Source organism: Gloeomargarita sp. SRBZ-1_bins_9, assembly GCA_039794565.1.
Taxonomy (GTDB): Bacteria; Cyanobacteriota; Cyanobacteriia; order Gloeomargaritales; family Gloeomargaritaceae; genus Gloeomargarita.
In genome coordinates, this window is sequence record JAUQVX010000002.1 from 1 (window position 1) to 24,440 (window position 24,440).

Genomic DNA, 24,440 nt, shown 5'->3' on the forward strand with positions numbered 1-24,440 from the left:
GCGGGAAGCGGCCAAGTTAAGCGGCATCACCGAGGTGCCTACCAGTCCGTCGCGGGGGGTGGAAACCTTCTTTGATGGGGTGACTTTTGACCCGGCCAACCCCCAGCAGTACCTGGCTCAACTGCAAATCAAGCGCGCGTAAAGGAGGTGCATCCACAATGGTTACGGCTCCCAGTCCTGGTTTTTCACCCCCCCGCTGGCACCAGTGGCGGCAGAAATATGCTCCGCAGGTGCTCCCACCCCTGGTGGGCATTGGGGGATTTTTGCTGCTGTGGCAGGTGCTTTCGATGGCGGGGGTGACCCGGCTGCCGGCCCCCAGCACCCTATTGACGGACGACAGCACGCGCCAATTGCTGCTCAATCCCTTTTTCGACCGGGGGGGCTTGGATAAGGGCCTGTTTTGGCAAACCCTGGCCAGTTTGACGCGGGTGGCCAAGGGTTACGGTGCGGCGGCGGTGGTGGGGGTGAGTTTGGGCATCTGGGTGGGGGTTAACCCCATCGTCAACCGGGCGTTGGACCCCCTGTTTCAGTTCCTGCGCATGATTGCCCCCTTGGCCTGGGTGCCCATTACCCTAATTGCCCTGCCCAATGTACAGACGGCGGCGATTTTCGTGATTTTTATTACGTCTGTGTGGCCCATTTTGCTCAATACGGCGGTGGGGGTGCGGCAGATTCCCCAGGACTACAAGAATGTGGCGATGGTGTTGCAGCTAAACCCCCGCGCCTATTTTTTCAAGATTCTGCTGCCGGCGGCCTTGCCCTATATCTTTACGGGGTTGCGGATTGCCATTGGTTTGGCCTGGCTGGCGATTATTGCGGCGGAGATTGTCATGTCGGGGGTGGTGGGCATCGGCTTTTTCATCTGGGACGCCTACCAGCAGAACTATGTGAGTGAGGTAATCCTGGCGGTGATTTACATCGGCGCGGTGGGCCTGATCCTAGACCGGCTGGTGGCCTGGGTGCAGCGACTGATTGTTCCGCAGCAGTAGGAGGGGTCTATGGCGGTTTTGGTGGCGGTCGAGCAGGTGGAAAAACGGTATCCCTTGGGGGGTGGTCAGTCCTACCTGGCGTTGCAGGGGATTGATTTGGAGATCCAGCAGGGGGAGTTTGTGTCCTTCATCGGCCACTCGGGGTGCGGTAAGTCCACGTTGCTGAATCTGATCGCGGGGCTGGACCAGCCGACCCAGGGGCAGGTGTGGGTAGGGGGTCAGCCGGTGCGCCAACCGGGGCCAGACCGGATGGTGGTGTTTCAGAACTATTCCCTGCTGCCCTGGCTGACGGTGTGGGAGAATGTGGCCCTGGCGGTACAGGAGGTGTTGGGGCATCTGTCGCCGGCGCAACAACGGCAACGGGTGCAACAGTACCTGGAGCTGGTGGGGCTGCTGGCGGCCAAGGACAAGTATCCGGCGCAATTGTCGGGGGGGATGCGGCAACGGGTGGCGATCGCCCGGGCGCTGGTGATCCAACCCCAGGTGCTGTTGTTGGATGAGCCTTTCGGGGCGTTGGATGCCCTGACGCGGGGGCATTTGCAGGAACAGTTGCTGCGTATCTGCGAGGAGCAGCGGGTGACCACCATCATGGTGACCCACGATGTGGATGAGGCGGTGTTACTCTCGGACCGGATCGTCATGCTCACCAACGGCCCTGGCGCCCAGATTGGCCAGATTCTGGCGGTGGACATTCCCCGACCCCGGCGGCGGATGGAGGTGGTGAAACACCCCAGCTACTACAGCCTGCGCAGCGAGGTGATTTATTTTCTCAACCAGCAAAAACGCATCAAACAAATGCGCGCCCGTTCGGCCAAGGCGGTGGCCCGGCACGGGCTGGAAAAGGTGAATTTGGCCCTCGGGTTTGTGCCCCTAACGGCCTGTGCACCCCTGGCGGTGGCCTACGAAAAGGGTCTATTTGCCAAGCACGGTCTGGAGGAGGTGCACCTGGTGCGGGAAAGCAGTTGGCGGGGGATCGTGGACGGGCTGGTGGGGGGCTATTTGGACGCGGCCCAGACGCCGGCGGGACTACCGGTGTGGTTGACCTTGGGGGGCTATCAGGAACGGCTCATCCCGGTGGTTAGCAGCTTAACCATGACCCGCAACGGCAACGGGATTACCTTGGCCCGGCGGTTCTACGAGCGGGGAATTCATACAGCGGCTCAGTTGCGGGCGTACCTCCAGGAGCAAACCACTCCCCCCATCTTTGGCATGGTGCATCCGGCGTCTATGCACAACCTGCTGTTGCGCTACTGGCTGGCGGCGGCGGGGATTGACCCGGACCGGGATGTGCGGTTGCGGACGATTCCCCCGGCCCAGATGGTGGCGGATTTGCGGGCGGGTACCATTGACGGCTACTGCGTGGGGGAACCTTGGAATCTGCGGGCGGCCCTGGAGGGCATCGGCTTTACGGTGGCCACGGACCAGGAATTGTGGCTGGACCACCCGGGGAAGGTGCTGGGGGTGCGGGAGGACTGGGCCATGCGCTATCCCAATACCCACATTGCCCTGGTGAAGGCCCTGCTGGAGGCCTGCTACTACTGTAGCCAACCGCAGCACCACGAGGAAATTCGCCATCTATTGGCCCGCCCGCTCTACCTGGGAACCGATGTGCGCTACATCCAGTTGGGGGAACCGGGCAAGCTCACCTGTGAATTAAACCAACCGGAGTACGCCCACCACCGGTTTTATGGGGAGGGGTTGAACCGGCCCAGCCGTACGGAACACCTGTGGATCATGACCCAGTTGGCCCGCTGGGGCGAGGTGCCCTTTCCCCGCAACTGGCTGGAAATCCTGGAGCGGGTGTGTCGGGTGGATGTGTTTACCATTGCCGCTCGGGAGGTAGGCTTACTGGGCACCGCCCAAACCAGCCGCAGCCCGATTCGCCTGTTCGATGGCAGCGCGTTCACCAGCCAGCAGGACCCCATTGACTACCTGAATCGCTTAGCCATCAAGCGGGATTTTGCCGTAGCCGAAATTGGACTGGAACGGCCCCAGGCGGTATCCCCCGGCTCAGTTATCTAATGCGTTTGGGAGGCAATCATGGCAACCACGACGGCGATGACCGGTGAGACAATGACGGCCCAGGCCCCGCTGTTACACTTTCACCAGGTCAGCAAACAATACGGCCACCTCCTGGTGCTCAACGGCATTGACCTAGAGATTTGCCGGGGGGAATTTATCTGCATCATCGGCCATTCCGGCTGTGGCAAGTCCACCCTACTGAATTTGGCCGCCGGTTTTACCCAGCCCACCAGCGGGGAGGTGTGTCTCCAGGGGCAACCGATTACCAAGCCGGGGCCGGACCGGATGGTGGTGTTTCAGAACTATTCCCTGCTGCCCTGGCTGACGGTGTTTGACAACGTGTTGTTGGCGGTGGAGGCTGTCTATCCCCACAAGCGTCTGCCGCAGAAGCGGGCCATGGTGCGGGAGTATCTCCAGCTAGTGGGGTTGGGGGAGGCCATGGACAAGTACCCGCCCCAGATTTCCGGCGGCATGAAGCAGCGGGTGGCCATTGCTCGGGCGCTGGCGGTGCAACCGGCGGTCTTGCTCCTGGATGAACCCTTTGGGGCGCTGGATGCCATTACCAAAGAAGAGTTACAGGAGGAACTGCTGGCCATCTGGAGCCGCAGCGGCTGCACTGTGTTGATGATCACCCACGACATTGACGAGGCCCTGTTTTTGGCCGACCGCCTGGTGATGATGACCAACGGTCCAGGGGCGACCATCGGGGAGATTTTGGCCATCCCCTTTGACCGGCCCCGCAGTCGCGAGCGCATGCTGGAGGACCCCCACTACTACGAACTGCGCAACCGGGCCTTGGCCTTTTTGTACGAGCGGTTGACGCCCCCGGAACCCTAGTAGGTCTCCACGTGCCAGCGGCCCTGCTTTTTGAGTTCCTTTTGGTACTCGCCCCAGTTCACCCCGTGCTTGGCGGCAGTGGCGGCAAAAGCGGCGTCAATCCCATCCTCCATCCCCCGGAGGCCACACAGGTACACGTGGGTCTTGGGCTGCTGGAGCAACTCCCAGAGTTCTTCGGCGTGTTCCGCCACCCGGTGCTGGATGTACATGCGGCCCCCTTCCGGGTTTTTCTGCTCGCGGCTGATGGCGTAGGTGAGCCGGAACTGGTCCGGGTACTGGGCCTGGAGGGCCTCCAGTTCCTCTTTGTAGAGGATGTTGGCGGTGGTGGGGATGCCGAAGATCAGCCAGGCAAAACCGGTGAACTGGTAGTCTGGGTTAAGTTGGCGCTCTTCGGGTTTGAACATCCGCCACAGGTAGGCTCGAAACGGCGCAATGCCTGTCCCCGTAGCCATCATGATGATATTGGCGTCCGGGTCATCCGGCAGGAGCATTTCCTTGCCCACCGGCCCGGTAATTTTCACCTCTTCGCCCGGCTGTAGGTGGCACAGGTAGGTGGAGCAGACCCCATAGACCTTTTCTTTGGTTTCTGGGTGTTCGTATTCCAACTGGCGCACGCACAGGGAAACGGTCTGGTCGTCCAGGTCGTCCCCATGCCGGGTGGAAGCAATGGAATACAGGCGCAGTTTGTGGGGTTTGCCGTTGGCGTCGGTTCCCGGGGGAATAATGCCGATGCTTTGCCCCTCCAGGTAGCGCAGGTGCCCCCCCCGCAGGTCCAGTTTGATGTGCTGGACGATACCAATGCCCCCGGGGCGCACCAGGGGTTCGTTACTCAAGCACCGGCCGATAAACGGGGCATTGGGGCGATAAATGTTGACCGGAATGTCGGCTTTTTCCTTGACGTGAGTCATGGGTTTGCTGCGTGAGACGGTCTCTTTAGTTGTAGTGCGTTGGGCCGGGGAGTGGCTGGTTTGTTCCGATTTATTTTCTTTATTGGCTAGGGGGGCGGGGAGGGAACCATTGACCGGACGCACCGCCACAATCCGTCCCCCTAGCCGTTGTAGCCGTTGCATTTCTTGATTGAGGCGGTTGTAGGGCACCTGGACATACAGGGCGCCACTGCGGCGAATGGGGTAGTTGAGGTTGGCAGTTGTGGCATTCTGGCGCAGGCCCACCACCTCCAGCACAAACACCCGGTTGTTATAGGACGTACTCGTGGCCAGAGAACTCAACATCACGCAGCTCACCTAGGAAACAGCCATTTTTTTTGTAATGTACCCCAAGACGGTCCCCCCCGGACGCTATGATGGGTTTGGGGTTTTGGGGCTGTAGCTCAGTTGGATAGAGCAAGCGCCTCCTAAGCGCTAGGCCGCCGGTTCAACTCCGGCCAGTCCCGTTGGCAACTCGGCCACTTCTGAACTACACCTGAACCATAAGCGATACTACCTATCCCCCGGCTGGCCGGACAACAAACAAAACCGTCACCGCAGCAAGGGGCTTATTGCCCACGGTGGAATCTAGAAATTTTGCACACTAACCCTTCCCATGGTCAGCCAGTCACCTACTTGGCCGCCAGGGGATATAGCCGCCATAGGCTGGTGATCATTGCCCACAGGGTTTGCCACTCCGGCACCTTGACTTCCGGCCATTGGTTGGGTTGGCAGTACAGGTAAGGAATCAACCGCCGCAGGGTAGGCAGGTCCATGTCCAAGAAAGTGACTTGCAGCACTGGTCCTTCGGGATGCACCTGGACCGGCAGCTCCAGATGGCCCAAGGGACTCCCTTGCCGAAACACCAAATACCCCCTTCCCGGTTGCCGAACCCCCTGACCCACGAGCACCACCAAGGCCCCCGCTTCCGACAGTGCTACCGTCGCCCCCGGCCATCTCCATCCCCTGAGCTTGAGTTCACAGGGCACCTGCCGGGCAAACCAGGGATAGGGCGACCGGTGTACATCTATTGCGGCCAGCAGACAAACCGCCAGCAGCATCCCGTTGTAGACTGCCCAAAAGAGATTGACGGCCAAGCTATCGGGATTCCGCACCACTACCCCCTGCAGCCACACCTGCCGCCCCACCCCCAGTACTGACAACCCCAGCAACACCAGCAAAGGATGCATCAAGGGCCAATGGCAGTGAATGCTTCTGGTATCAACACCTTTGGGGGTCACCTTAAACGGCTTGTTGTAGGGATTGAGCAAGGTACGCACCACCGTCAGGGCCATCGGCCAGCACAGCAGCGTCTCGTACACATCCGACCAAAAAGCCGAGCGCCGGTTTTCCGTCAACCAGGAAAAACACATCACCCCGCTGATGTAATAGGGCAGGTAGAAGAAAATTAATTCGTCCACCGTCGCCCGCAACGGCGCAATGTCCAGCAGGAGATAGACCAAGGGTGCTGTTAGAAACACCAACCGACACAGGGACAAAAACCAGTACAAAAACCCCAGGGCATGGGAAAAGCGCTGTCCCCAACTCAGCCCCGGCATCGTCAACACATTGGCCCCCAAAAACAGGAGTTGCAACGTCCCCTGTCCCCACCGCAATCGCTGATCCACAAATGCGCCGATGGTTTCCGGTGCCAGTCCCGCTGCCAGGGCCTCATTGAGATATTTGACCCGGTAACCCCGTCTTTGCAGCTGCAGGCTCAGGAAATAGTCCTCGGTGATGCTGCCGGTGGGAATGCCGCCAATTTCCTCCAGGGCACTGCGCCGCACCACAAAACAGGTGCCACAACAAACCACCGCATCCCAAAAATCCCGGCTCGGCTGGATGTAGCGGAAAAACAGGGTCTGTTCATTGTTGACAATTCCTTCCAGCCCCAAATTCACCGAAACCGGGTCTTCGTTGAAGAAGTTTTGGGGGGTTTGCACCAGCGCCGTCCGGGGGTCCTGGAAAAAGCCTACTGTGCGCTGCAGGAAATTCTGTGTCGGCACAAAGTCGGCATCGAAAATGGCCACCAGTTCCCCGTGCAATGTCGGCAGGGCGTGATTGATATTACCCGCTTTGGCATGGCGATTGTCCGGGCGGTCCCGGTAACCACACCCCAGCGCCTGGGCCAGTTTTTTCACCTCAGGCCGTCGCCCATCATCCAGCAGATACACCCGCTTGTGGGGATAGTCCATCGCCTGGCAGCCGATGACCGTGCGCCGCAGAATGGTCACGTCTTCGTTATAGGTGGGAATGAGCACATCCACCCAGGGCAGGTAGGTCCCCTCCAACACAGCCCGACTCCAGCGGTCCGCCTCCCGCGAGCGGTTTACCTGGAAGATGTGGTGAAGGTAAAACAACACCGCGTTCAGCAGCGTCAGTGCCTCCGCCCCAAACAAGGCCAAAGACACCGTCGCCGCCACCGGATTTTCCAGATTCAGGGTGGCCACCAGACGCCACAGCAGATAGCGCACCCCCCAAAACGCCGTCACGACACTGACCACCGCACGGCTAACCGGCTGGGGGCGGGGGAACACCTCCTTCAGCAGATACGTAAACGCCAGCCACACCAAAGCCGGTAAGGCCAGGGCCTGTAATGTTGTACTCCAGGGGCGAAATGTCGTCTGTCCCCAGGTCCACAGGTTCAACCCCAGCTCCCCCAGGATGTCCCCTGCCCCCTGCAGCAGACCCACTAATACCAGGGCCACCACCCCCAGCCACAGCAGCCACCAGTCCAGTGCCGCTCCCTTCCCCATCAGGGCCTGAGAAATTCCACCTCTACCCGCTGGCCCACACCACAAAAATCTCCCCGGCGGCTCCATACCTGCGGGGGTGCTTGCAGTTGCACTTGCACCTCCAGTTCATGGCGCACCAACTCCGGCGGCGGCACAGCCACATCCGTTCCTACGGTCACTTGTCCCGTTCCCCCGCGAATGGCCCGCACCCGTCCCGGTAACACCCGCTGCGTCCCATCCAAGAAACGCACCACCGCCCGTTGTCCCAGATGCAGCCGGTGATTGGTCCGCTCCGCCACCAAAGCACTCACCCACACCTGCTCGCAATTGAGCAGTTGCAGCAGCGGCGTACCGGCTCCCACATGGGTCCCCAGCTCCCCCGTGCGCAGGGGCACCGACCAGACCACCGTCTCCCCCGGACTGCGCAACACCGTCGCCTGCACCAACCGCAGTTGCTGTTCCGCTTTGCGAATGTCCTGTGCCAGGGTGACCAACGTCGTCTGGAGCTGTTGTTTTTCCTGCTCCAGGTCCGTAATTTCTTTGGTCAAATCCAGCAGTCGGATGGCCGGAAAGCTAAAGGTCCGCGCCGAATCCAGTTGCAATCCCGCCTGGGCCGCCTGCAGGTTCAGACGCTGCCGTTCTAGCTCGGCTTGGCGTTCCCTAACGGTCTCCTGGGCTAAGCGCGCCTGGGTTCTGGCCTGGTCCACCTGCTGCTGGGGAACTGCTCCTTCTTGAGCCAGGGCCATGGCCCGCTCCAACTCCTTCTGGGCCAAAGCCAATTGGGCCTGGGCCGCCCGCAACTCACTCCGACTGCGATCCAAAGCCGCCCGGAAAAATGCCACATCCAGCGCCGTCTGCTGCCGGGACTTTTGGCGTAGCAGTTCATAGGTCTGTCGTCGCTGGGCCAACTGCCGGTTCACACTCTGGAGCTGCTCTTGGGTTAGGCGCTGCCGTCCCCGCAGATGTTGCAGGTCAATTTCCAACTGAGCATTGCGCTCATTAGTGATCCGGCCCAACACTGCCCCTTGGGAAAGCATCTGCCCCGGCTGCAAAGGTTCCAGGCGCAACGTCCCCTCAATCGGCGCATAGATCGTGATGACCTCCCCATTGATATAAGCCACCCGGCTGAACACCCGCGTCAGACGTCGCCAGCCCCACCACACCGCCACACCCAGCAGCATCAGCCCCACCAGCGCTCGCCCCGCCCGCACCCATAACTGCCGGCCTGGCGCCTTGTCTTGGGGTTGCAGTGGGGGAGGTAACGGACCACTAATCGCTGCCCGATCCAGCCAAGACTTCAACCGTTGGGGATGGGTCACGGTGCCTATGGTAATGCCACAAAGCAATACTAAAGGGTTATAGCTGCTATAAGGTCAAGGGCCTAAGCTTATGTTTTCCTTAAAATGCTCCCCCCTCCGCAACTGGGCCAGATGGACCCTGCTACAGCCCCCCTAGGACATCAGGCGTTCCCGGTTTTGTTGAGCGTACATCTCCCGTAACACCACCGCCGGGTCAATCCAGCGCCCATCATGGCGCAACCCCCAGTGCAGGTGGGGTCCGGTTGTCCGTCCCGTCATCCCGACCCGCCCGATACGCATCCCTGCTGTCACCCACTGCCCCTGCCGGATGTTGAGACCACTGGAGGGGTCTAGCAAATACACCCCTTGGCTATCCCGGGCCGCCCGTCCCCGTAAGTGGCAATAAATGTGCTCCCAACGCCCAGAGCGGATAACGATACCCGTCCCGCAGGCGGGGTCATTAAAAATCTCCACAATGCGGCCATCCCACCAACTGCGCACATAACTGCCTTCGGGGGCGGCCAAATCCAGTCCATAGTGAAATCCCCGCCCACGTGGCCCAAAAGGCGAAGTATAGGCCTGGAAGTTCTCCACCGGAAAAGACCCCAACGCCCAGGACTGGGGTTGCATCTCGGGGCGAAGAATGGCCACCGGTTGCGGGTCCGCAGCAATACCCCAGTTATCGGGGGCGGTGACCTGGTGAGCGGGATGAGCTGCTACCGGCGGGTTTTCCCCCCCCCGCACCACCATGACGCCGCCTAGATAACCAACCTGTTGCACATGAACGCGCCACTGGGTCTGTCCCGGTTGTACCTGCAGGATCACCCGAGTTACCGGCGGCTGCTGAGCTATCTGCACCAAACGGATATTCTGCACCCCCAGTTGGGTCAGTTGGGGTAAAGGCTGGGGTTGATAGCTCGGCGACAGGGCCGTATTGCCCAAATCAATCCACACCTGCTGACCGTCAGCAGTGCGCTGCACCCGCGTTGAACCCGTTTGCCCCTGGGTTTGCAGAAAAATGCCGGCCTCCGTCACCCGTAGACCCCGGATAACGGCCCCCTTCCCAGCCGTGGAAGTCAGCCATTCCGGTTCCACCGACGCCGCAGGCATCCCCCCCGGTAGTTGCACCCGCCAATGGCCACCGCCGACAGCCTCCACCTGCACGTCCGTCGCCTGGACGTTCACACCCGGATGAAATTCCACCACAATCCGCGTGGTTGTCTCGTCAAACTGGGCCACCCGCACCTGGCGCACCTGTCCCCGCTGCCAATGGCGCACCTCTCGTCCAGCTGGCCAGAGGGTCTGCGGCAAATCAATCACCACCCGCGTCGGCTGGGATAACACCTGCACCCGGGGTTGAGCCACCCCATCGGTCGTAAATTCCAACACATGGACGTCCGGGTTAAAGTGCCACTGTTGCAAGCGGGCAGCATGGGCAGGCACGGCCAGCAACGATAAGCCTACCGAACCCGGTAGTATCCAGGCTGATTTCATCATCCTAATCTCCTTAGGGTGTCTGAGAAGCTTGTTGGCGTGTGAGAAGCCTTCTGGGAGCGTGTTTAATCACAATAATTTATTTCGCAGCTTACCACAGTCTATCGGTTCCCCCCATCAGTCATAAAAAATTCTTATAAATTACGGGGCCAGGGGGCAATGATTGAAAAAAAAAAAGGCCGGTTTTGGCAGCGCCACCCCGGCTTTCGCGTCTGTCCTCAATCCTCTCTTTGTTTAGACAGGAACCCTGGGCAGTCGGTTCAACCCACCGGGAAAATTTTTTAACCCAGGGTTTCCGTCAAATTCTCCCCGCCCACCAATTCCGGTTTGAGCTTTTCCGCCATTTCAATAATTGCCCGGATTACCGGCTTGTTGAAGGGATCATCCAGGGCGTCTAAGTCCTCATAGCGACAACGTTTAGCGCACAGGGCCACCTGGTGGGTGATTTCGTAGCGGTTCCGGGCGTCCCGCAGCAACTCCTCAGTCCGAAACAGAATCTCTACCGGGTCAATGCGATGACGGCGCTGTAGCATAGGGTTATCGCTCGGCCAGAAAGTCAACTAAGCGCTATCCTAACACCCGAATTCCCCCTGGGCCTCAGGATAGCACCGAAGGTGGTACCCCGTCTATGGTGTGGGTAGAACGACCAAAGGAGTTCCCGTGGCCAGTCGCCTTAGCCCTTTTGGCCGGTATTGTTGGCGTTCTGCTGTGGAGCGAGGGTGGGTTTACCGCACCGGCCGTCGCCTGGGATATCGTGACCAACGCCTTGATCACCCTCTTGGGCGAGTACCCCGATAAACCCCGAACCCTGATCGGCCAAGTTTTTCAACTCTTGCTGTTGCTGTTTGGCACTCTCGTCTTTGGCGCCATTGTCGGTAAATTTTCCTCTTTTTTTGTAACCCAGGCCCTTTGGCAGGAGAAGGCGATGCAGACCTTTTGCGACCATATCATTATCTGTAACTGGAACGAAAAAGCGCCAGCCGTGGTTCATCAACTTTTAGAGGGTACTCGCCGCAACCCCCGGGATATTCTAGTCATCTCTGCCTCAGATATTCCCCAAAAGGCTGATTTCGCCGATGAACCCCATGTGCATTTTGTCCAGGCTGACCCCACCCACCATGCCACTCTAAGAAAGTACCATGCCCACCAGGCCAGAGCGGTGATTTTACTGGCGGATGAGGATACCCCGGGTCCCGATGAAAAAAATGTGCTGATTGCCCTGGCCATTAAGCATTTGGAGGTGGAGCCTCACCTTCCCCAAAACATCCACGTGGTGGCAGAATTAGTAAAACTCGACCGTTACCGGCATCTTAAAGAGGCAGGGGTTGATGAAGTGGTGTCGGCCCAGACCTACAGCGCCGGAATGATTGCCCAAAGCGCTCTGTTTAGAAATATGTCGGTGGTCTATCAACAACTGCTGACCTATAGCGATGACACCAATGAGTTTTACTTTATTGAACCGGGGAATTATCCTGCTTCCTGGCGGGGATTGACCTTTGTGGAACTCAGCCAGCAAGTGGCCCGCTGTTCCCAACCCGAACAGCCGATCATGCTGGTTGGCATCCGCCGGGGCGATGGCCGGATTGTGCTCAATCCCAAACTCAGTCAATTCCCGGCTTTGGCAGCGGATGATACGCTAATTGTTATGGCCTTCCAAACCATTACGCATCTTGAGTAGTCGCCATGGACCTCGGCTTGGTGGCCCAGGCCCGTCACCATCTTGGCGGTGTCAGTGTGTTTTTGGTGGGGATGATGGGGTGCGGCAAAAGTACCACCGGCAAGGCATTGGCCCGGCAGTTGGGCTATCGGTTTTGTGATACGGACCAGTTGATTGGGCAAGTTACAGGGCGCACCATTCCCCATTTATTTGCCGCTGAGGGGGAGGCGGGGTTTCGCCGGTGGGAATCCCGGGTGCTGGCGGAGGTTTCCAGTTATACCCGTCTGGTGGTGGCGACCGGGGGCGGCTGTGTGACCCAATCCCTGAACTGGAGTTATCTCCAACATGGGGTTGTGGTGTGGCTGGATGTACCGGTGGAGGTGTTGGTGCAACGGCTACAGCAGCGGCAAGACCGGCCCCTGTTAGCCCAAGCCCAAACTCCCGATGAGCTACAGCAGCGGTTGCAGGCATTGCTGGCCCAGCGGCAGGCCTACTACGCCCAGGCGGACGTGCGGGTGTCCATCACAGCGCAAATGCCGGTGGCCAGCGTGACGCAAGCGATTTTGCAGGGAATTGTGCGGAACACCCACCCCCGTGGTCAGTCTGTTAAATATACCCGTAAAATGGAGTGAGCGAGGTTCAGATGTCTTGGCGAGTCCGGCGAACCGTCATGCGTCCCAGAGGGTGGTTTCAGTTGTTGACCCATGCCCTGGCGCTATTGGTGGGTGTGGTGCTTACGGTGGTGGGTTTTCGTGCCTTGCCGTCCCAAGCGGACCCCCTGGACCAGGTGGTGGCCAACTCACCTGTGGCTTTAACCGGTAGCGCCAAACCGACGGCGAGTAATTTTGTGGTGGCGGCGGTGCAGCGGGTGGGCCCGGCGGTGGTGCGCATTGATACGGAACGCACCGTGAGTTTGAACATTGATCCCTTTTTTGATGACCCCTTTTTCCGGCGCTTTTTTGGGGAGTTCAATATCCCCCGGGAACGCACGGAGCGGGGTCAAGGTTCTGGCTTCATCATTGACAAAAACGGCACTATCCTGACCAATGCCCATGTGGTGGAGGGGGCGCAACGGGTGATGGTGACCTTGACCGATGGGCGACGGTTGTCGGCACGGGTGCGAGGGGTTGATGAGGTAACGGACCTGGCCGTACTCAAGCTAGACAATCCGCCGAGCAATTTGCCAGTGGCCCCCCTAGGGGATTCCAACAAGTTGCAGGTGGGGGATTGGGCGATTGCGGTGGGGAACCCCCTGGGTTTGGATAACACGGTGACGTTGGGGATTATCAGCAATTTGCGGCGCACCAGTTCGGAGGTGGGGATTCCCGATAAGCGGTTGAATTTTATCCAGACGGATGCGGCCATCAACCCCGGCAATTCGGGCGGTCCTTTGCTGAATGCCAATGGGGAAGTGATTGGGATTAATACGGCGATCCGGGCTGGGGCGGAAGGGATTGGGTTTGCCATCCCGGTGGATTTGGCCAAGACCATTGCTCCGATTCTGGCGGAAGGCAGGACGGTGCCCCACCCCTACATCGGGGTCACTATGAGTACCCTGACGCCGGAGTTGGCGCGGCAAATCAATAGCGATCCCAACAGCCTGATGCAGGTGCCGGAGGTCAATGGGGTGATCATTCGCCAGGTGTTGCCCCGGAGTCCGGCGGCGGAAGCGGGCCTGCGGCGAGGGGATGTGATCGTGGAGGTGGAAGGGCAAAAGGTGACCAAGGCTGAGGACCTACAACAAATCGTGGAACGCAGCCAGGTGGGTCAGCGCCTGCAAATGCGCATCCGCCGCGGCGACCAAACCCTGACGCTGAATGTCCGCACTGGGGACCGCAAGCAGGTGTTGGGGCAGCAGCGCTAGCGCTCTCAACCCCTATACCGCCGCCACATTTGCTGAAAGGCTTCTCCCAACTGCTGGGCAAAACGTTTACCGTTCCACAGGGGGGAGGTATGGCGGCTCTCCAACAGGCGCTGGCGGATGTCTCGGCGCAGGTCGGCATCGGTCCCCAGGCGCACCCCCCAGGCTATGTATTCCTCCGGCGTGTGGGCAATGCCCTCGCTGATACCGCACTGGGTGAGGAAAGCGTAGCTATGGCGGGCGGCAAATTGTTGGCCCACGCGGGTCACCAGGGGTACCCCGAGCCACAGGGCTTCCAGGGTGGTGGTGGCGCCGTTATAGGGGTAGGTATCCAGCACCACATCCGCCAGGGTTTGCAAATTGGCCCGATGCACATATTCGCTATCCACGGGGGGCAAAAAGCGCAACCGTCCGGGGTCAACCCCGAGGGCCTGGGCTTGGGTCACAAACTGGTGCTTTAAGCCTGCGCTGTCGTAGATGTATTTCACGCACAGGTAACTATTGGGTACTTCCCGCAGCACTTGTAACTGGAGGTCCACGGTGGCGGGATGGCGTTTATAGCCGCTCTGGGCCGTGTAAAAAATCACCGCATCCGGGGCGATCCCCAAATCCTCCCGGCGCCAGGTCGGCACGTCAATTTCAAACCCATCCACGGCGATATAGGTCTCCGGTAAACGCCAGATGGTTTCTTGGTAATAGTCTTGGGCGTCCGCTGGCAACACCCAGGGGTCGGCAAGGAAGTAGTCAATGGTATCTAAGCCGCTGGCGTCCCAGCCCAACCAGGTGACTTGAATCGGCGCCGGCTTTTGGGCCAGGACCACACAGCCGCTACTCAAGGTCAAACTGTCCATATCCACCAAAATGTGGATGCCGTCGCGGGCGATTTGTTCTGCCAACTGCCTGGGGTGGTCGTGATAGACGTAGTGATCACATTGCTGTACAAACCAGGAGTGCCCCAACTCATCGGGCGGCTGGCCAATGTAGTACAGGAAAAACTCGAACTGCTCCCGGTCGTAGTGCCGGAAAAACGAGCGGGCCAACCAGCCTACCGAATGGCGGCGGAGGGTGAACGATAAAAAACCTACCCGCAACCGGGACGGTGCAGCCTTGATGAGGGGCGTCAGCCGCCGAAACCCGCGACCGACTCGGGACGTAATGCGGTTGATCAGGGGGCGGTCTTGGGCTGGCTCATCGCGCAAATAGGGCAGCAAAAAGGGGATGTGAAACAGGTTAGCCCCCAGCAATTGGAACGCCGGTCGGAAGTCCGTCTGGGGGTCGGCTATCTCCTGTAGCAAGCGGACATAGGATGGGGTTTGAGCAAGTACTTCTGACCAGGCGCTGCCGCCGGCATTGAGCAACTCCCGCAACCGGCAGTACAGGGCGTAGGCTTGGGCCACCGGGGAATGGTTTTGGGCAGCGGCCATCTGCCGGTTACATAGATCAAGGGCCTGGTCGTGTTGGTGGATTTCCCCATACAGATTGGCCAAGACCCCCAAAAGCTCGATGTTGTCTGGGTCCACCTCTAGCGCCAAGTTCAGCAGTTTTTCCCGCACCGGTAGCGCATTTGGCCACTGCAGGCGATGACTGGCGGCTAACAGGGTTTGGGCGTAGGTCTGGGCCGGTAAATGGGAGCGACAGGCCAACACCAACTGCTCCACCAGGGGGTTGTATTCCACCTGGGTGAGCACTGTCATTAGGGTTTGGCGTAACCGTTGGGGGGGAAACTCCTGGGTCGTTTGCAGGGTTTGGAGCAGGGTTTCCAGGGCTGCGGTGGTCAATTGCTCCTGGGTGGCGGCGGCTTCAATCCAACGACACAGGCGTTCCGGCGTCGGGGCGACTTCCCAAGCGGCTTGGTACAGCTCAACACTCACCGCCGGTTGGCTGTCCTGATAGGGTGGCGCTTGGGTTTCTAACCATTGGGCTAGGGCTTCTAATGCCGGCGCTGAAAGGTCGGTCAAGGCGCGCAACCACCAGGTCTGGGCGGCCTCCGGGTCATCCTGCAGTAAACAGGCCAACCCCCCATAGCCCCAGGCGGTGATGTCCGTCGCTTCCTGGGCTAACACCCGCTCCGCTGCGGCCAGCAGTCCGGCATAGTCCTGTTGGTCTAGCCAGGGTTGGGGGTCCATCGGTTTTCCAGGGTTGGCGCATAGAGTTGTCCATTCGGTAGGGTAGCGCCCCACAGGTTGGCCGTTGCTAGGCTAGCCGGGTCCAAGTGGGCATCGGTCAAATCGGCTCCACTGAGATTCGCGCCCCACAGCAACGCCCCCGTTAAATTGGCCTCCCGCAGGTTGGCGCCGATGAGTAGAACTTCGCTCAAATTGGCCTGTTGTAAATTAGCCGCTGTCAGATTGGCTCCCCCCAGATTAGCGCCCACCAGGTTGGCCTCCTGCAAATCCGGCTCGCTCAAATCCGTGCCGATCATCACCGCGCCGATGAGTTGACTGCGGCGGAAATAGCCTCCGATGGCGTCAGCACCCGTCAAGTTTGCCCCGATCAAGCGGCTGTCTTCTAAAACGACTTCGGCCAAATTGGCCAGCATCAGTTGGGCGCGACTGAAATCCACCCCGCTGAGATTCACCCGGGCCAGGTTCACCTGCACCAGGTCCCATCCCTGGAAGTTCCGTTCCCCGGCCCAGTAGCGCTGTAGGAGCTGGTCCCGGTTGGGGGTGGCCGCGGTGGGCAAACTGGGCAGATGGGTGGGATGGGCCGCTTCCGCTAGCCATTGCTCGAGGGTCCGGCGACCATCCATGGGGGCATCCGTCTCCGGCAAGCGTCCGGTTAACCACTCCAAGCGCTGGCTAATGGCCTGGTGGGTCGCCTGGAGCTGCTGCATCTGTTGGGTCAAAAGCTCCAAACGTTCCTGGACCAGCCGCCGAAAACTGCCGTAGGGGTTAATCCCCCGGGCCTGCAATTGCACCAGTTGTTTGATGTCCTCCAGGGTCAAGCCGAACTGCTTGCAGTGTTGGATAAAGAGCAGTTGTGCCAGGGACTCCGGCGGATAGAGCCGATAGCCGCTTTTGTTGCGCTCCGGGGGAGCCAGCAAACCTTCCCGCTCATAAAACCGAATGGTTTGGGGGGACACACCGGCTTGACTGCTCAATTCCCCGATTAACCAACCCCGCTCCATCGTGTCGCCCGCTGTCTTCTTCCCCATTGTATCGGTCGGCAGGAGGGACAAAACCGCAGAAATTGCCTACAATACAGCCAACGGCATCCATGGGGAAATCAACTATGGCCGAGTACCAAGGCATGACTCCCACCATTGTGGTCGGGTTGGGGGGTACGGGCAAAGAAGTGCTCATGAAAATCCGGCGGATGATTGTGGAGACCTACGGCAGCCTCGACGCCCTCCCCATCGTGTCCTTCCTGCACATTGATACGGAACAAAACGCCAAGGTTTCCGAACCCCAGGTGGTGCTCAAGCAGGACATTTCCCTGCGTCCGGTCGAGCAAGTTTGGGCCAAGGTGGACAACGCCAAAGCCATCCTCAATCGCATTGCTGACTACGACTACCTCATGGAATGGTTTCCCCCTGAGCTGGCGGGCACGGACGCGATTCTGGCAGGGGCAGGCCAAATCCGGGCGTTGGGGAAATTTGCCTTCACCGTCAACTACCAAACCATCAAGAATGCTTTTGCCCATGCCCGCGCCCGCATCCTGGGCCACGAAAAATTCATGCTGGACCGCTGGGGGGTGCAACTGGACAAGGGCATTAACATCTTCATCGTCTGTTCTTTAAGCGGCGGCACGGGTTCGGGGATGGTGCTGGATATGGCCTATAACGTGCGGGATTGGGTGCCCCCTTCGGACCTGCCCCAAACCTGTGCCTTTTTGGTGCTGCCGGGGGCCTTTTCCGGCCTGGGAGACCGGGTGATTGCCAATGCCTACGCCGCCTTGATGGAGCTGGACCACTACTCCCGTCCCCACACCCGTTTTGAAACCCAATACAGCAACAACATGGCCGACCGCATCAGCAGCCAAAACGCCCAGGACACCCCCTTTAGCTTCTGCTACCTGGTGGGCAACAGCAACGACAAGGTAACCCTGCCGACCCTGGAGGCGGTTTTGGAGATGGTGGCCCAAAACATTTTCCTGGACTTTTCCTCGGGCTTTAGCCAGTACAAGAAACTGGTGCGGGACAACATTCGTAAGCACTGGGCCAGCCCGGACCCCTTGGGCTTTCCCCAAAGCTATATCACCTTCGGTCTGTCTAGCATTCAATTTCCGGTGCAGCGGGTGCTGAATGCCTGTGCCTCCCGGTTAGCAGTAGCCCTGGTGGACTGGTGGGCCAATCCCACGCCCGCTCCTACAGCCATGCGGGATGTGATCAAAACCGAAATCCTGCCCCATCTGGGCCTGGCGGAGTCGGAAAACAACCACCAATTACTTGACAGCCTCAGCGTGGGCGATAACATGAAACCCTACAGCAAAGAAGTGGCCGATTGGGTGGCCAGCCTGCGCAAGCGCCGCAATGACCTTAATATTCCGTTTGAAAATCTCCGGCGGTTTGTTTCGGTTGAGGAGGAAAAATACCGGGTGCATTTTAACGATGCCGATAGCGACCCGCGGCGCTGGAGCGATTATTTCCAAAAGATGTGGGATAACCTGAATCGGCTGATTCCCCAAAAGACCCGGGAACTGCGGGAAACGGTGGCGCAAATGGTGGAGGACCGCTTCCGGGGACCCAAATGGACGCGCCAGTTTTTGGAAGTGTTGCTGGAGGTGTGGCTGGAGTTTCGCACCACCTTTGACCAATCTCGGCAAAAGGAGTGGCTGCCCCGGGAACGCTCCGCTAGTCAAGCGCTGCAAATTTTGCTCAAACAGATTGACAACCACGCCCGGCAGATGCTGTTGGTGAACAAAAAAAAGGTGATTGACGATGATTTCAACGCCATCATGCAGGCGCTGGAGTCCATTTATGTTGCCAAGGTGGAAGTCAAAGCCCGGGCGCTGGCGATTCCCTTGCTGGATGCCCTGCGGGAGGAAACCCAACGCCTGCTCAACGACCTGAATAACTTTGATAGAAACCTGGAGCAGTTGCGGCGGCAGTTGGCGGAACGGGAGCAGGTCTATACGCGGGAGACGGGGACACTCACAGTCAACGGCATTTTGCTCTACGACCCCAAGGACATTGACCAGATTTACAGCAAAACTTTGGCCAACCGGGGCGAGAGTGTGTTTCAGGGCATGAGCCAGGACATTTGGGGTGGCATGGGCTGTCGCCTGTTTGACCTGCACACCTTTGAGCACCTGCGGCTACAGGATTTGTACCAACGTATCATCAACCGGGCGATTGATGAATTCAGCAACAGCGAGCAGCTCAAGGTTTCAGTGGCGGAAAAATTCATTGCCCAATATCCCACCGTCGAGCAGCAGGAGGCGCAACTCAAAAGCACGTTTGAAAAAAGCGAGGCTTTCTTGCGGTTCAGTCAGGAGCAGGCGCGCTTGGGTTGGGATGACCGCCTGGAAAAACGCCAGACCCTGGTGGGGATTCAAGGGGGTAATAAACCCACCGATCCAGCAGTGGCGGCTCTCCTGCCCTTGCTGCGCAAAGCCACCACGCTAACTGATAAGGACATTCGCCCCTATAACGACCCCCACCACATCTATTTCGTGCGGGAGATCGGGGCGTTTCCCCTGCGGTTGATTGAGGGGATGGAGCGGATGCGGACGATTTATCGCACGGTGCTCCAAAATGACCGCAACCCGTTGCACACCCACCACAACCGCCAGCAGTTTGCCGACATCATGCCGGCGTCGAGTGAAGAAATCCAGGTGCGGGAAAACATCATCCTGGGGCGGGTGTTTGAGCTGCTCACCGAGGCGGAAAACAAGCTGACGGGTTACCCGGAAATCAAGCTGCATTACCAGGACAGTGCAACGGGGTTGGCCCGCAGTTTGACCTTGGGGAGCACCTGGGAAGAGGCGGAGCAGTATTTGTTGGCGGACCAAAACCGTAAAGCCAGGGAGTTGCTCAACGACGGCATCCAAAAAATTCTCAAGCAGGCGACGACGAAGGAGGCCAAGCGCGCCCTGTACGAGCAGTTGATGGGCTATTTGCAGACGCTAGAGCGAACCCTACCGGCGGGCCGCGACCATCCGACCTACCAGCGCGCGGAGGAGGCCATCAGCAATTGCGTACGGACTTACCGCTTGTTTGAGCCGGGGACGACCCCCCCACCCAAGGTGGCTCAACCGTCAGCGCCGGCGGCAGTCCCCGCAGGGGTGGTCGATAGCGACATAGAAAAGTTCACCAAGTTGGTGGAGGCTTGTTTCAAGGGGGGGAAAACGCCGTCGGACAAAGAGCTGGCCATTCTCGATAAGTTGCGGCAGAAGTACGGGGTGAGCAAGGAGAAGGCCCAGGAGATCATTGCCCGTTACCAGCCCAAAAAAAATGATCCGGAATTGGCGGCCTATGAGTACGGGTTGATGTTCCGGGCGTTTCTCGATAACGATGGGGAAATTGGCTTGGATGAACGCGCCCAGCTGCTGGAGTTGCAGGAGGAGTTGGGGCTGACGGATGCCCAGGTGGCCATTATCGAGGCCAATATCCGCGACGAGTTGGGCCTGGGTTGATGCGCATTTTGCTGACTGGGGGGGCGGGGTTTATTGGCTCGGCGGTGCAGGAGGTGTATTGGCAGGCGGGACACGAGGTCGCTATCTTGGATGATTTCAGCACGGGCGACCCAGCCTATGTCCATCCCCACAGTCGGGTCTATCAGGCTGATGTGCGGGATGCGGCTGCGGTTGCGCGGATCGTCCGGGAATGGCAGCCCCAGGTGATTAACCACCACGCTGCCCAGATTGATGTGCGGTTTTCGCTGGACCAACCGGTAGCGGATGCCCAAACCAATATCTTGGGTTCGCTGCATCTGCTGGAGGCGGCCCGGCAGGGGGGGGTGCAGCAGTTTATCTTTGCGTCGTCGGGGGGGGCCTGCTATGGGAATTTGCAGCAGATTCCGGCGCCGGAAACCCACCCTTTGCAACCCCTGTCGCCCTATGGCATCGCTAAGGTGACGGTGGAGTATTATTTGCAGGTCTATTACCAAACCTATGGGTTGTCCTATGTGGCTTTGCGCTATGCCAATGTGTATGGCCCCCGCCAGGGACGCAAAGGGGAAGCAGGGGTGATCGCGGCTTTTATCCAGGCGCTGTTGACGGGGCAAACGCCGGTGATTTACGGCTCAGGGGAGCAAACCCGGGATTTTGTCTATGTGCAGGATGTGGCGGAGTTGAATTTGCGGGTGCTGGGTTATCGGGAACCCCTGATACTCAACGTGGGCACGGGCCGGGAAACGTCGGTGTTGGAACTCTATGGCCTGATTCAGCAGTTGGTGGGCACCAAGGTGACGCCCCGGTTTCTGCCGGCGCGGGTAGGGGAGGTGAGCCGCAGTGCCCTGGATGGGGGTCTGGCTTGTCGGTTGCTGGGGTGGACGCCCCAAACGCCTTTGGCTCAGGGGTTGCAGGCCACGCTCGACTGGTATCGCCAGGTGCTACAGTAAAGGGGAGGGGGGCTAAGGAAGGCAGGCGATGAATGTCTGTATCTTGCAGGCGGAGATCATTCGGGAGCCGCAACTGCGTTACACGCCGGATACCCAATTGGCGGTGACGGATATGCTGGTGGAGTTTCCGGGCTTGCGACCGGAGGACCCCTGTGGCCGATTGCGGGTGGTGGCTTGGGGTAATCTGGCGGAACAAACGGCCAAGCAATTTAAAGTGGGGGACCACATTATTATTGAGGGGCGGCTGGGCATGATTAAGGCGGATTTGCCGGGGGGAATGCGCACGACCCGCGCGGAATTGACGGCTTCCCGGATTTTCCCTATTCAGGTGGGGGCGGCGATTACGGCGGAGACACCGGCTGCGCCACTGGCACCGGAGATACCGGCAACGCTGGAACCGGATGATGAATGCGCCATCCCCTTTTGAGCTGGTGCTGGCCACGACTAACCCCGGTAAGGTGCGGGAGATTCGGGCTGGCCTGCCGGGGTGGAATTGCCTGATTCCGCCGGCGGATTTGCTGCTGGAGGAGACGGGGACCACCTTTGCGGAAAATGCCCGGATGAAGGCGGTCCAGGCGGCCCGGGCCTTGCAGTGCTGGGCGCTGGCGGATGATTCGGGGCTAGAGGTGACGAGTCTGGATGGGGCGCCGGGGGTGTTTTCGTCCCGCTATGGCCGCACAGATACCGAACGCATTCAACGGCTGCTGCTGGAGTTGGGGGATGAACCGGAGCGCTCGGCGCGGTTTGTCTGTGTGGTGGCGGTGGCCAATCCCCAAGGGGAAATCGTGGCGGAGGCGACCGGGGTCTGTGAGGGGGAAATTCTGACGGCGCCTCGGGGGACGGGGGGCTTTGGCTATGACCCCATCTTTTATGTGCCGGCGTTGGGGTTGACCTTTGCCCAGATGACGCCGGAGCAAAAGCGGCAGGTGAGTCACCGGGGACGGGCGCTGCGGGCGTTGCTACCCCAATTGCAGGCGTTGCGGTGAAAAGACTTGGGCGCGGGGTAGGCTGGGCGCTGGTACTGGGGTTTCTGGGGCGTAAGCTCTGGCAGTCCTGGCAAGAGGTGCAGCAGTTGTCCTGGCAGCCGGGCTGGTTGGGGTGGTGGCTGGCCGCTGGGTTGGTGACAACGGGGGCGCACCTGTGGGCGGGATGGCTCTGGGGCCAAAGTTTGGGATTTTTGGGCTATCCGGTGCCGAGTCGCTGGGCGGTGCCGTTGTACGTGCAAACGAATCTGGCTAAGTACGTGCCGGGGAATGTGTGGCATTTCTACGGGCGGGTACGGGCGGCCCAAGCGCAACAAATTCCTACGGGCGTGGTGCTGGTGAGTATTGCCCTGGAGGCGCTCCTGTTGGCAGCGGCGGCTTTGCTGGTGGGGGTGTATCGCTGGCCCCGGGGACCCGGACCGGCTTTGGCCCTGGCGGCGGTGTTGCTGGGGATCCATCCCTGGTGGGTGAACCGGTTGCTTCACTTCTTGGGACGCCGAAAGGCCTTCAGCGGACCTTTGCCCCCCCTGCGCCGCTATCCCTTGTTTCTTTTGCTGGGTCATTTGGTGTTTCTGGGACTACGGGGATTGGGGTTCGGGTGTGTGCTGGGGTCCTGGACGCCGGTGCCCTGGTCACAATGGCCGGTGCTGGCCGGGGCCTTCGGACTGGCTTGGTTGCTAGGGTTTATCGTGCCCCTGGCGCCCGGCGGTCTGGGGGTGTTTGAGGCGACCTTAACCGTCAGCCTAGAAGGCATCATTCCCACAGTCACGGTATTGGCTGCCGCTGTTAGCTATCGCTTGGTCAGTGTCCTGGCCGAAATCAGCGCAGCCTTAGTCGGTGGGGTATGGGGGCGGAGGGACTTGAACCCTCACGACCTTTAGGGTCAACGGATTTTCATTCTCCGCCGGCTTTCGCCGGAGGGCCTGCGCCCCTGGAGAATTGGACTCTCCCTTTACCCACGAAGGACCCTTCGCTCGGGTAGCTCCCGTCGAGTCTCTGCACCTTCCGAACGATGCGTGTTCGGCTTGGCTCAGGATTGCCCTATCTGCCACAAGGACAGACGTAGGTTCCCCTGAATTTGAGAGCATTCACTTACGGGATTTCTCCCGTAAGGCCCAATGACTTAAGTCCGTAGCGTCTACCATTCCGCCACGCCCCCAGGCAGCTAATAAGCATAGCACATTTATTCCTGGACGGCGGCCCACAAAATGGCCGGGGGATACAGACGGTGTTCCTGCTCCTGGATGCGGGCATGCAGGGTGGTTACGGTATCCCCTGGCAAGACGGGCACGGCGGCCTGGGCAATAATCGGCCCCTGGTCAACCTCCAAAATCACCCGGTGGACGGTGCAGCCAGTAATTTTGACCCCCGCCTGTAGGGCCTGCTCCACCGCATTGAGACCCGGAAAGGCCGGTAACAAACTGGGGTGGATATTCAGAATCCGTGACCCAAAGGGTTCCAGCAGGACCTGGGTGGCCCGGCGCAGCCAACCGGCCATGATCACCCACTCGCTGCCCCAGGTTTGTAAGGTGCGGACCACGGCGGCATCAAAACTCTCCCGGTCGGGGTAGTCTCGATGGTTGATGAGCTGACAGGGGACGCCGGCGGCTTTGGCCCGCTCCCGCACCGGGGCATCGGGATTGTTGTACACCACACCGGTAACGAGAGCTGGCAGTTTTCCGGCCGCAATCGCCTGGATAATGGCGGTGAAGTTGCTGCCTTTACCCGAAGCCAAGACCCCTAGCCGCAGGGGTTCGCCCCGATAGTCGGGCCAGTCAGGGGGAACGCACAGCATCGATCAGCGCTCCCAACCAGTCGGCCACCAGCAAGCCCAATAGGGCCCCAATCACATAGGGCAGACGGTTCCAAAGGGGGGTGGGAATGCGGTCGAGCCAGGTGTTGACCTGGTCCGCCAGGGTTGGGGGCGAGCTGGGCGCCGGGGGTTTGGGCTTCACCCAGGGGGGGACGTTTTGCTCAAAATGAGCAATGCCCGCCCGCACCCGCTGTTGAGTCTCTCGCACCGCTTGCCAGGATTGCTGCCGACTTTCGGCGAGACGTTGCAGGCGCCGGTCTAGCTCTTCCACATCCACCATGCCCGGACTGTGCTAACGTGAAAAATACCTTCCGCTTCTTCAT

20 protein-coding genes and 2 tRNA genes are annotated in these 24,440 nt (G+C 59.7%); 12 read left to right on the plus strand and 10 right to left on the minus strand.

Annotation, left to right across the window (positions count from 1 at the left end; translation table 11 throughout):
• Positions 1–158 precede the first annotated feature (158 nt).
• Genes ntrB through Q6L55_02375 form a run of 3 tightly spaced genes read left to right on the plus strand, consistent with a single transcriptional unit; the run spans position 159 to position 3,848 of the window.
• Positions 159–989, plus strand: coding sequence for a nitrate ABC transporter permease (ntrB, locus tag Q6L55_02365; GenBank protein MEN9257565.1), 831 nt, complete (start codon positions 159–161; stop codon positions 987–989).
• A gap of 9 nt (positions 990–998) precedes the next feature.
• Positions 999–3,011, plus strand: coding sequence for a nitrate ABC transporter ATP-binding protein (locus Q6L55_02370; protein ID MEN9257566.1), 2,013 nt, complete (start codon positions 999–1,001; stop codon positions 3,009–3,011).
• A gap of 18 nt (positions 3,012–3,029) precedes the next feature.
• Entirely contained in the window at positions 3,030–3,848 is an 819-nt protein-coding gene (locus Q6L55_02375) for a nitrate ABC transporter ATP-binding protein (protein ID MEN9257567.1), read from the plus strand.
• Here Q6L55_02375 and Q6L55_02380 read toward each other — a convergent pair.
• The gene (locus tag Q6L55_02380; GenBank protein MEN9257568.1) at positions 3,845–5,080 is read right to left on the minus strand and encodes a phycobilisome linker polypeptide; all 1,236 of its coding nucleotides are present in this window, start codon (positions 5,078–5,080) and stop codon (positions 3,845–3,847) included. The genes Q6L55_02375 and Q6L55_02380 overlap by 4 nt on opposite strands.
• Positions 5,081–5,167: 87 nt before the next feature.
• Between Q6L55_02380 and Q6L55_02385 the strand changes: the two genes are divergently transcribed.
• Positions 5,168–5,241 (plus strand) — tRNA-Arg (locus Q6L55_02385).
• 165 nt (positions 5,242–5,406) lie between these two features.
• On the opposite strand, the gene Q6L55_02390 is transcribed toward Q6L55_02385, so the two are convergent.
• The 4 genes from Q6L55_02390 to Q6L55_02405 form a co-directional block, all read right to left on the minus strand.
• Positions 5,407–7,530, minus strand: coding sequence for a glycosyltransferase (locus tag Q6L55_02390; GenBank protein ID MEN9257569.1), 2,124 nt, complete (start codon positions 7,528–7,530; stop codon positions 5,407–5,409).
• The gene (locus Q6L55_02395) at positions 7,530–8,828 is read right to left on the minus strand and encodes an HlyD family efflux transporter periplasmic adaptor subunit (GenBank protein MEN9257570.1); all 1,299 of its coding nucleotides are present in this window, start codon (positions 8,826–8,828) and stop codon (positions 7,530–7,532) included. The genes Q6L55_02390 and Q6L55_02395 overlap by 1 nt, the downstream gene beginning before the upstream one ends.
• Positions 8,829–8,960: 132 nt before the next feature.
• Positions 8,961–10,304 carry an AMIN domain-containing protein gene (locus Q6L55_02400; protein ID MEN9257571.1) on the minus strand — a complete coding sequence of 448 codons (1,344 nt, stop codon included), beginning with the start codon at positions 10,302–10,304 and terminating at the stop codon, positions 8,961–8,963.
• A 278-nt stretch (positions 10,305–10,582) separates the two neighbouring features.
• Positions 10,583–10,834, minus strand: coding sequence for a DNA-directed RNA polymerase subunit omega (locus Q6L55_02405; GenBank protein ID MEN9257572.1), 252 nt, complete (start codon positions 10,832–10,834; stop codon positions 10,583–10,585).
• Positions 10,835–10,983: 149 nt separating this feature from the next.
• Here Q6L55_02405 and Q6L55_02410 point away from each other — a divergent pair, with 149 nt between their 5' ends.
• Genes Q6L55_02410 through Q6L55_02420 form a run of 3 tightly spaced genes read left to right on the plus strand, consistent with a single transcriptional unit; the run spans position 10,984 to position 13,822 of the window.
• Positions 10,984–11,979, plus strand: coding sequence for an NAD-binding protein (locus Q6L55_02410; protein ID MEN9257573.1), 996 nt, complete (start codon positions 10,984–10,986; stop codon positions 11,977–11,979).
• A gap of 5 nt (positions 11,980–11,984) precedes the next feature.
• On the plus strand, positions 11,985–12,590 hold the full coding sequence (locus Q6L55_02415; protein MEN9257574.1) for a shikimate kinase: 606 nt from the start codon (positions 11,985–11,987) through the stop codon (positions 12,588–12,590).
• Between the two features lie 11 nt (positions 12,591–12,601).
• Positions 12,602–13,822 (plus strand): HhoA/HhoB/HtrA family serine endopeptidase, encoded by a 1,221-nt coding sequence (locus Q6L55_02420; GenBank protein MEN9257575.1) that lies wholly within the window; start codon positions 12,602–12,604, stop codon positions 13,820–13,822.
• Positions 13,823–13,827: 5 nt separating this feature from the next.
• Here Q6L55_02420 and Q6L55_02425 read toward each other — a convergent pair whose 3' ends face one another.
• Together Q6L55_02425 and Q6L55_02430 are read right to left on the minus strand one after the other, a co-directional pair.
• Positions 13,828–15,945 carry a hypothetical protein gene (locus Q6L55_02425; protein ID MEN9257576.1) on the minus strand — a complete coding sequence of 706 codons (2,118 nt, stop codon included), beginning with the start codon at positions 15,943–15,945 and terminating at the stop codon, positions 13,828–13,830.
• Entirely contained in the window at positions 15,924–16,946 is a 1,023-nt protein-coding gene (locus Q6L55_02430) for a pentapeptide repeat-containing protein (GenBank protein MEN9257577.1), read from the minus strand. Before Q6L55_02430 ends, Q6L55_02425 begins: the two co-directional genes overlap by 22 nt.
• 104 nt (positions 16,947–17,050) lie before the next feature.
• On the opposite strand from Q6L55_02430, the gene Q6L55_02435 reads away from it, so the two are divergent.
• Genes Q6L55_02435 through Q6L55_02455 form a run of 5 tightly spaced genes read left to right on the plus strand, consistent with a single transcriptional unit; the run spans position 17,051 to position 23,185 of the window.
• The gene (locus Q6L55_02435; GenBank protein ID MEN9257578.1) at positions 17,051–20,395 is read left to right on the plus strand and encodes a tubulin-like doman-containing protein; all 3,345 of its coding nucleotides are present in this window, start codon (positions 17,051–17,053) and stop codon (positions 20,393–20,395) included.
• Positions 20,395–21,321 carry an NAD-dependent epimerase/dehydratase family protein gene (locus tag Q6L55_02440; protein MEN9257579.1) on the plus strand — a complete coding sequence of 309 codons (927 nt, stop codon included), beginning with the start codon at positions 20,395–20,397 and terminating at the stop codon, positions 21,319–21,321. The genes Q6L55_02435 and Q6L55_02440 overlap by 1 nt, the downstream gene beginning before the upstream one ends.
• A 28-nt stretch (positions 21,322–21,349) precedes the next feature.
• The gene (locus tag Q6L55_02445) at positions 21,350–21,748 is read left to right on the plus strand and encodes a single-stranded DNA-binding protein (protein ID MEN9257580.1); all 399 of its coding nucleotides are present in this window, start codon (positions 21,350–21,352) and stop codon (positions 21,746–21,748) included.
• Positions 21,723–22,307: an RdgB/HAM1 family non-canonical purine NTP pyrophosphatase gene (gene rdgB, locus Q6L55_02450; protein MEN9257581.1), complete on the plus strand. Its 585-nt coding sequence runs from the start codon at positions 21,723–21,725 to the stop codon at positions 22,305–22,307. Before Q6L55_02445 ends, rdgB begins: the two co-directional genes overlap by 26 nt.
• Positions 22,304–23,185, plus strand: a complete 882-nt coding sequence (locus Q6L55_02455) for a hypothetical protein (GenBank protein ID MEN9257582.1) — start codon at positions 22,304–22,306, stop codon at positions 23,183–23,185. The genes rdgB and Q6L55_02455 overlap by 4 nt, the downstream gene beginning before the upstream one ends.
• Here the strand turns inward: Q6L55_02455 and Q6L55_02460 are convergent.
• From Q6L55_02460 to Q6L55_02470, 3 genes are all read right to left on the minus strand, one after another.
• Positions 23,150–23,236: transfer RNA gene (locus Q6L55_02460), tRNA-Phe, on the minus strand. The two genes, Q6L55_02455 and Q6L55_02460, sit on opposite strands and share 36 nt — an antisense overlap.
• A gap of 251 nt (positions 23,237–23,487) precedes the next feature.
• Positions 23,488–24,099 (minus strand): phosphoribosylglycinamide formyltransferase, encoded by a 612-nt coding sequence (gene purN, locus Q6L55_02465; protein ID MEN9257583.1) that lies wholly within the window; start codon positions 24,097–24,099, stop codon positions 23,488–23,490.
• Entirely contained in the window at positions 24,080–24,397 is a 318-nt protein-coding gene (locus tag Q6L55_02470) for a hypothetical protein (protein MEN9257584.1), read from the minus strand. Before Q6L55_02470 ends, purN begins: the two co-directional genes overlap by 20 nt.
• Positions 24,398–24,440 lie beyond the last annotated feature (43 nt).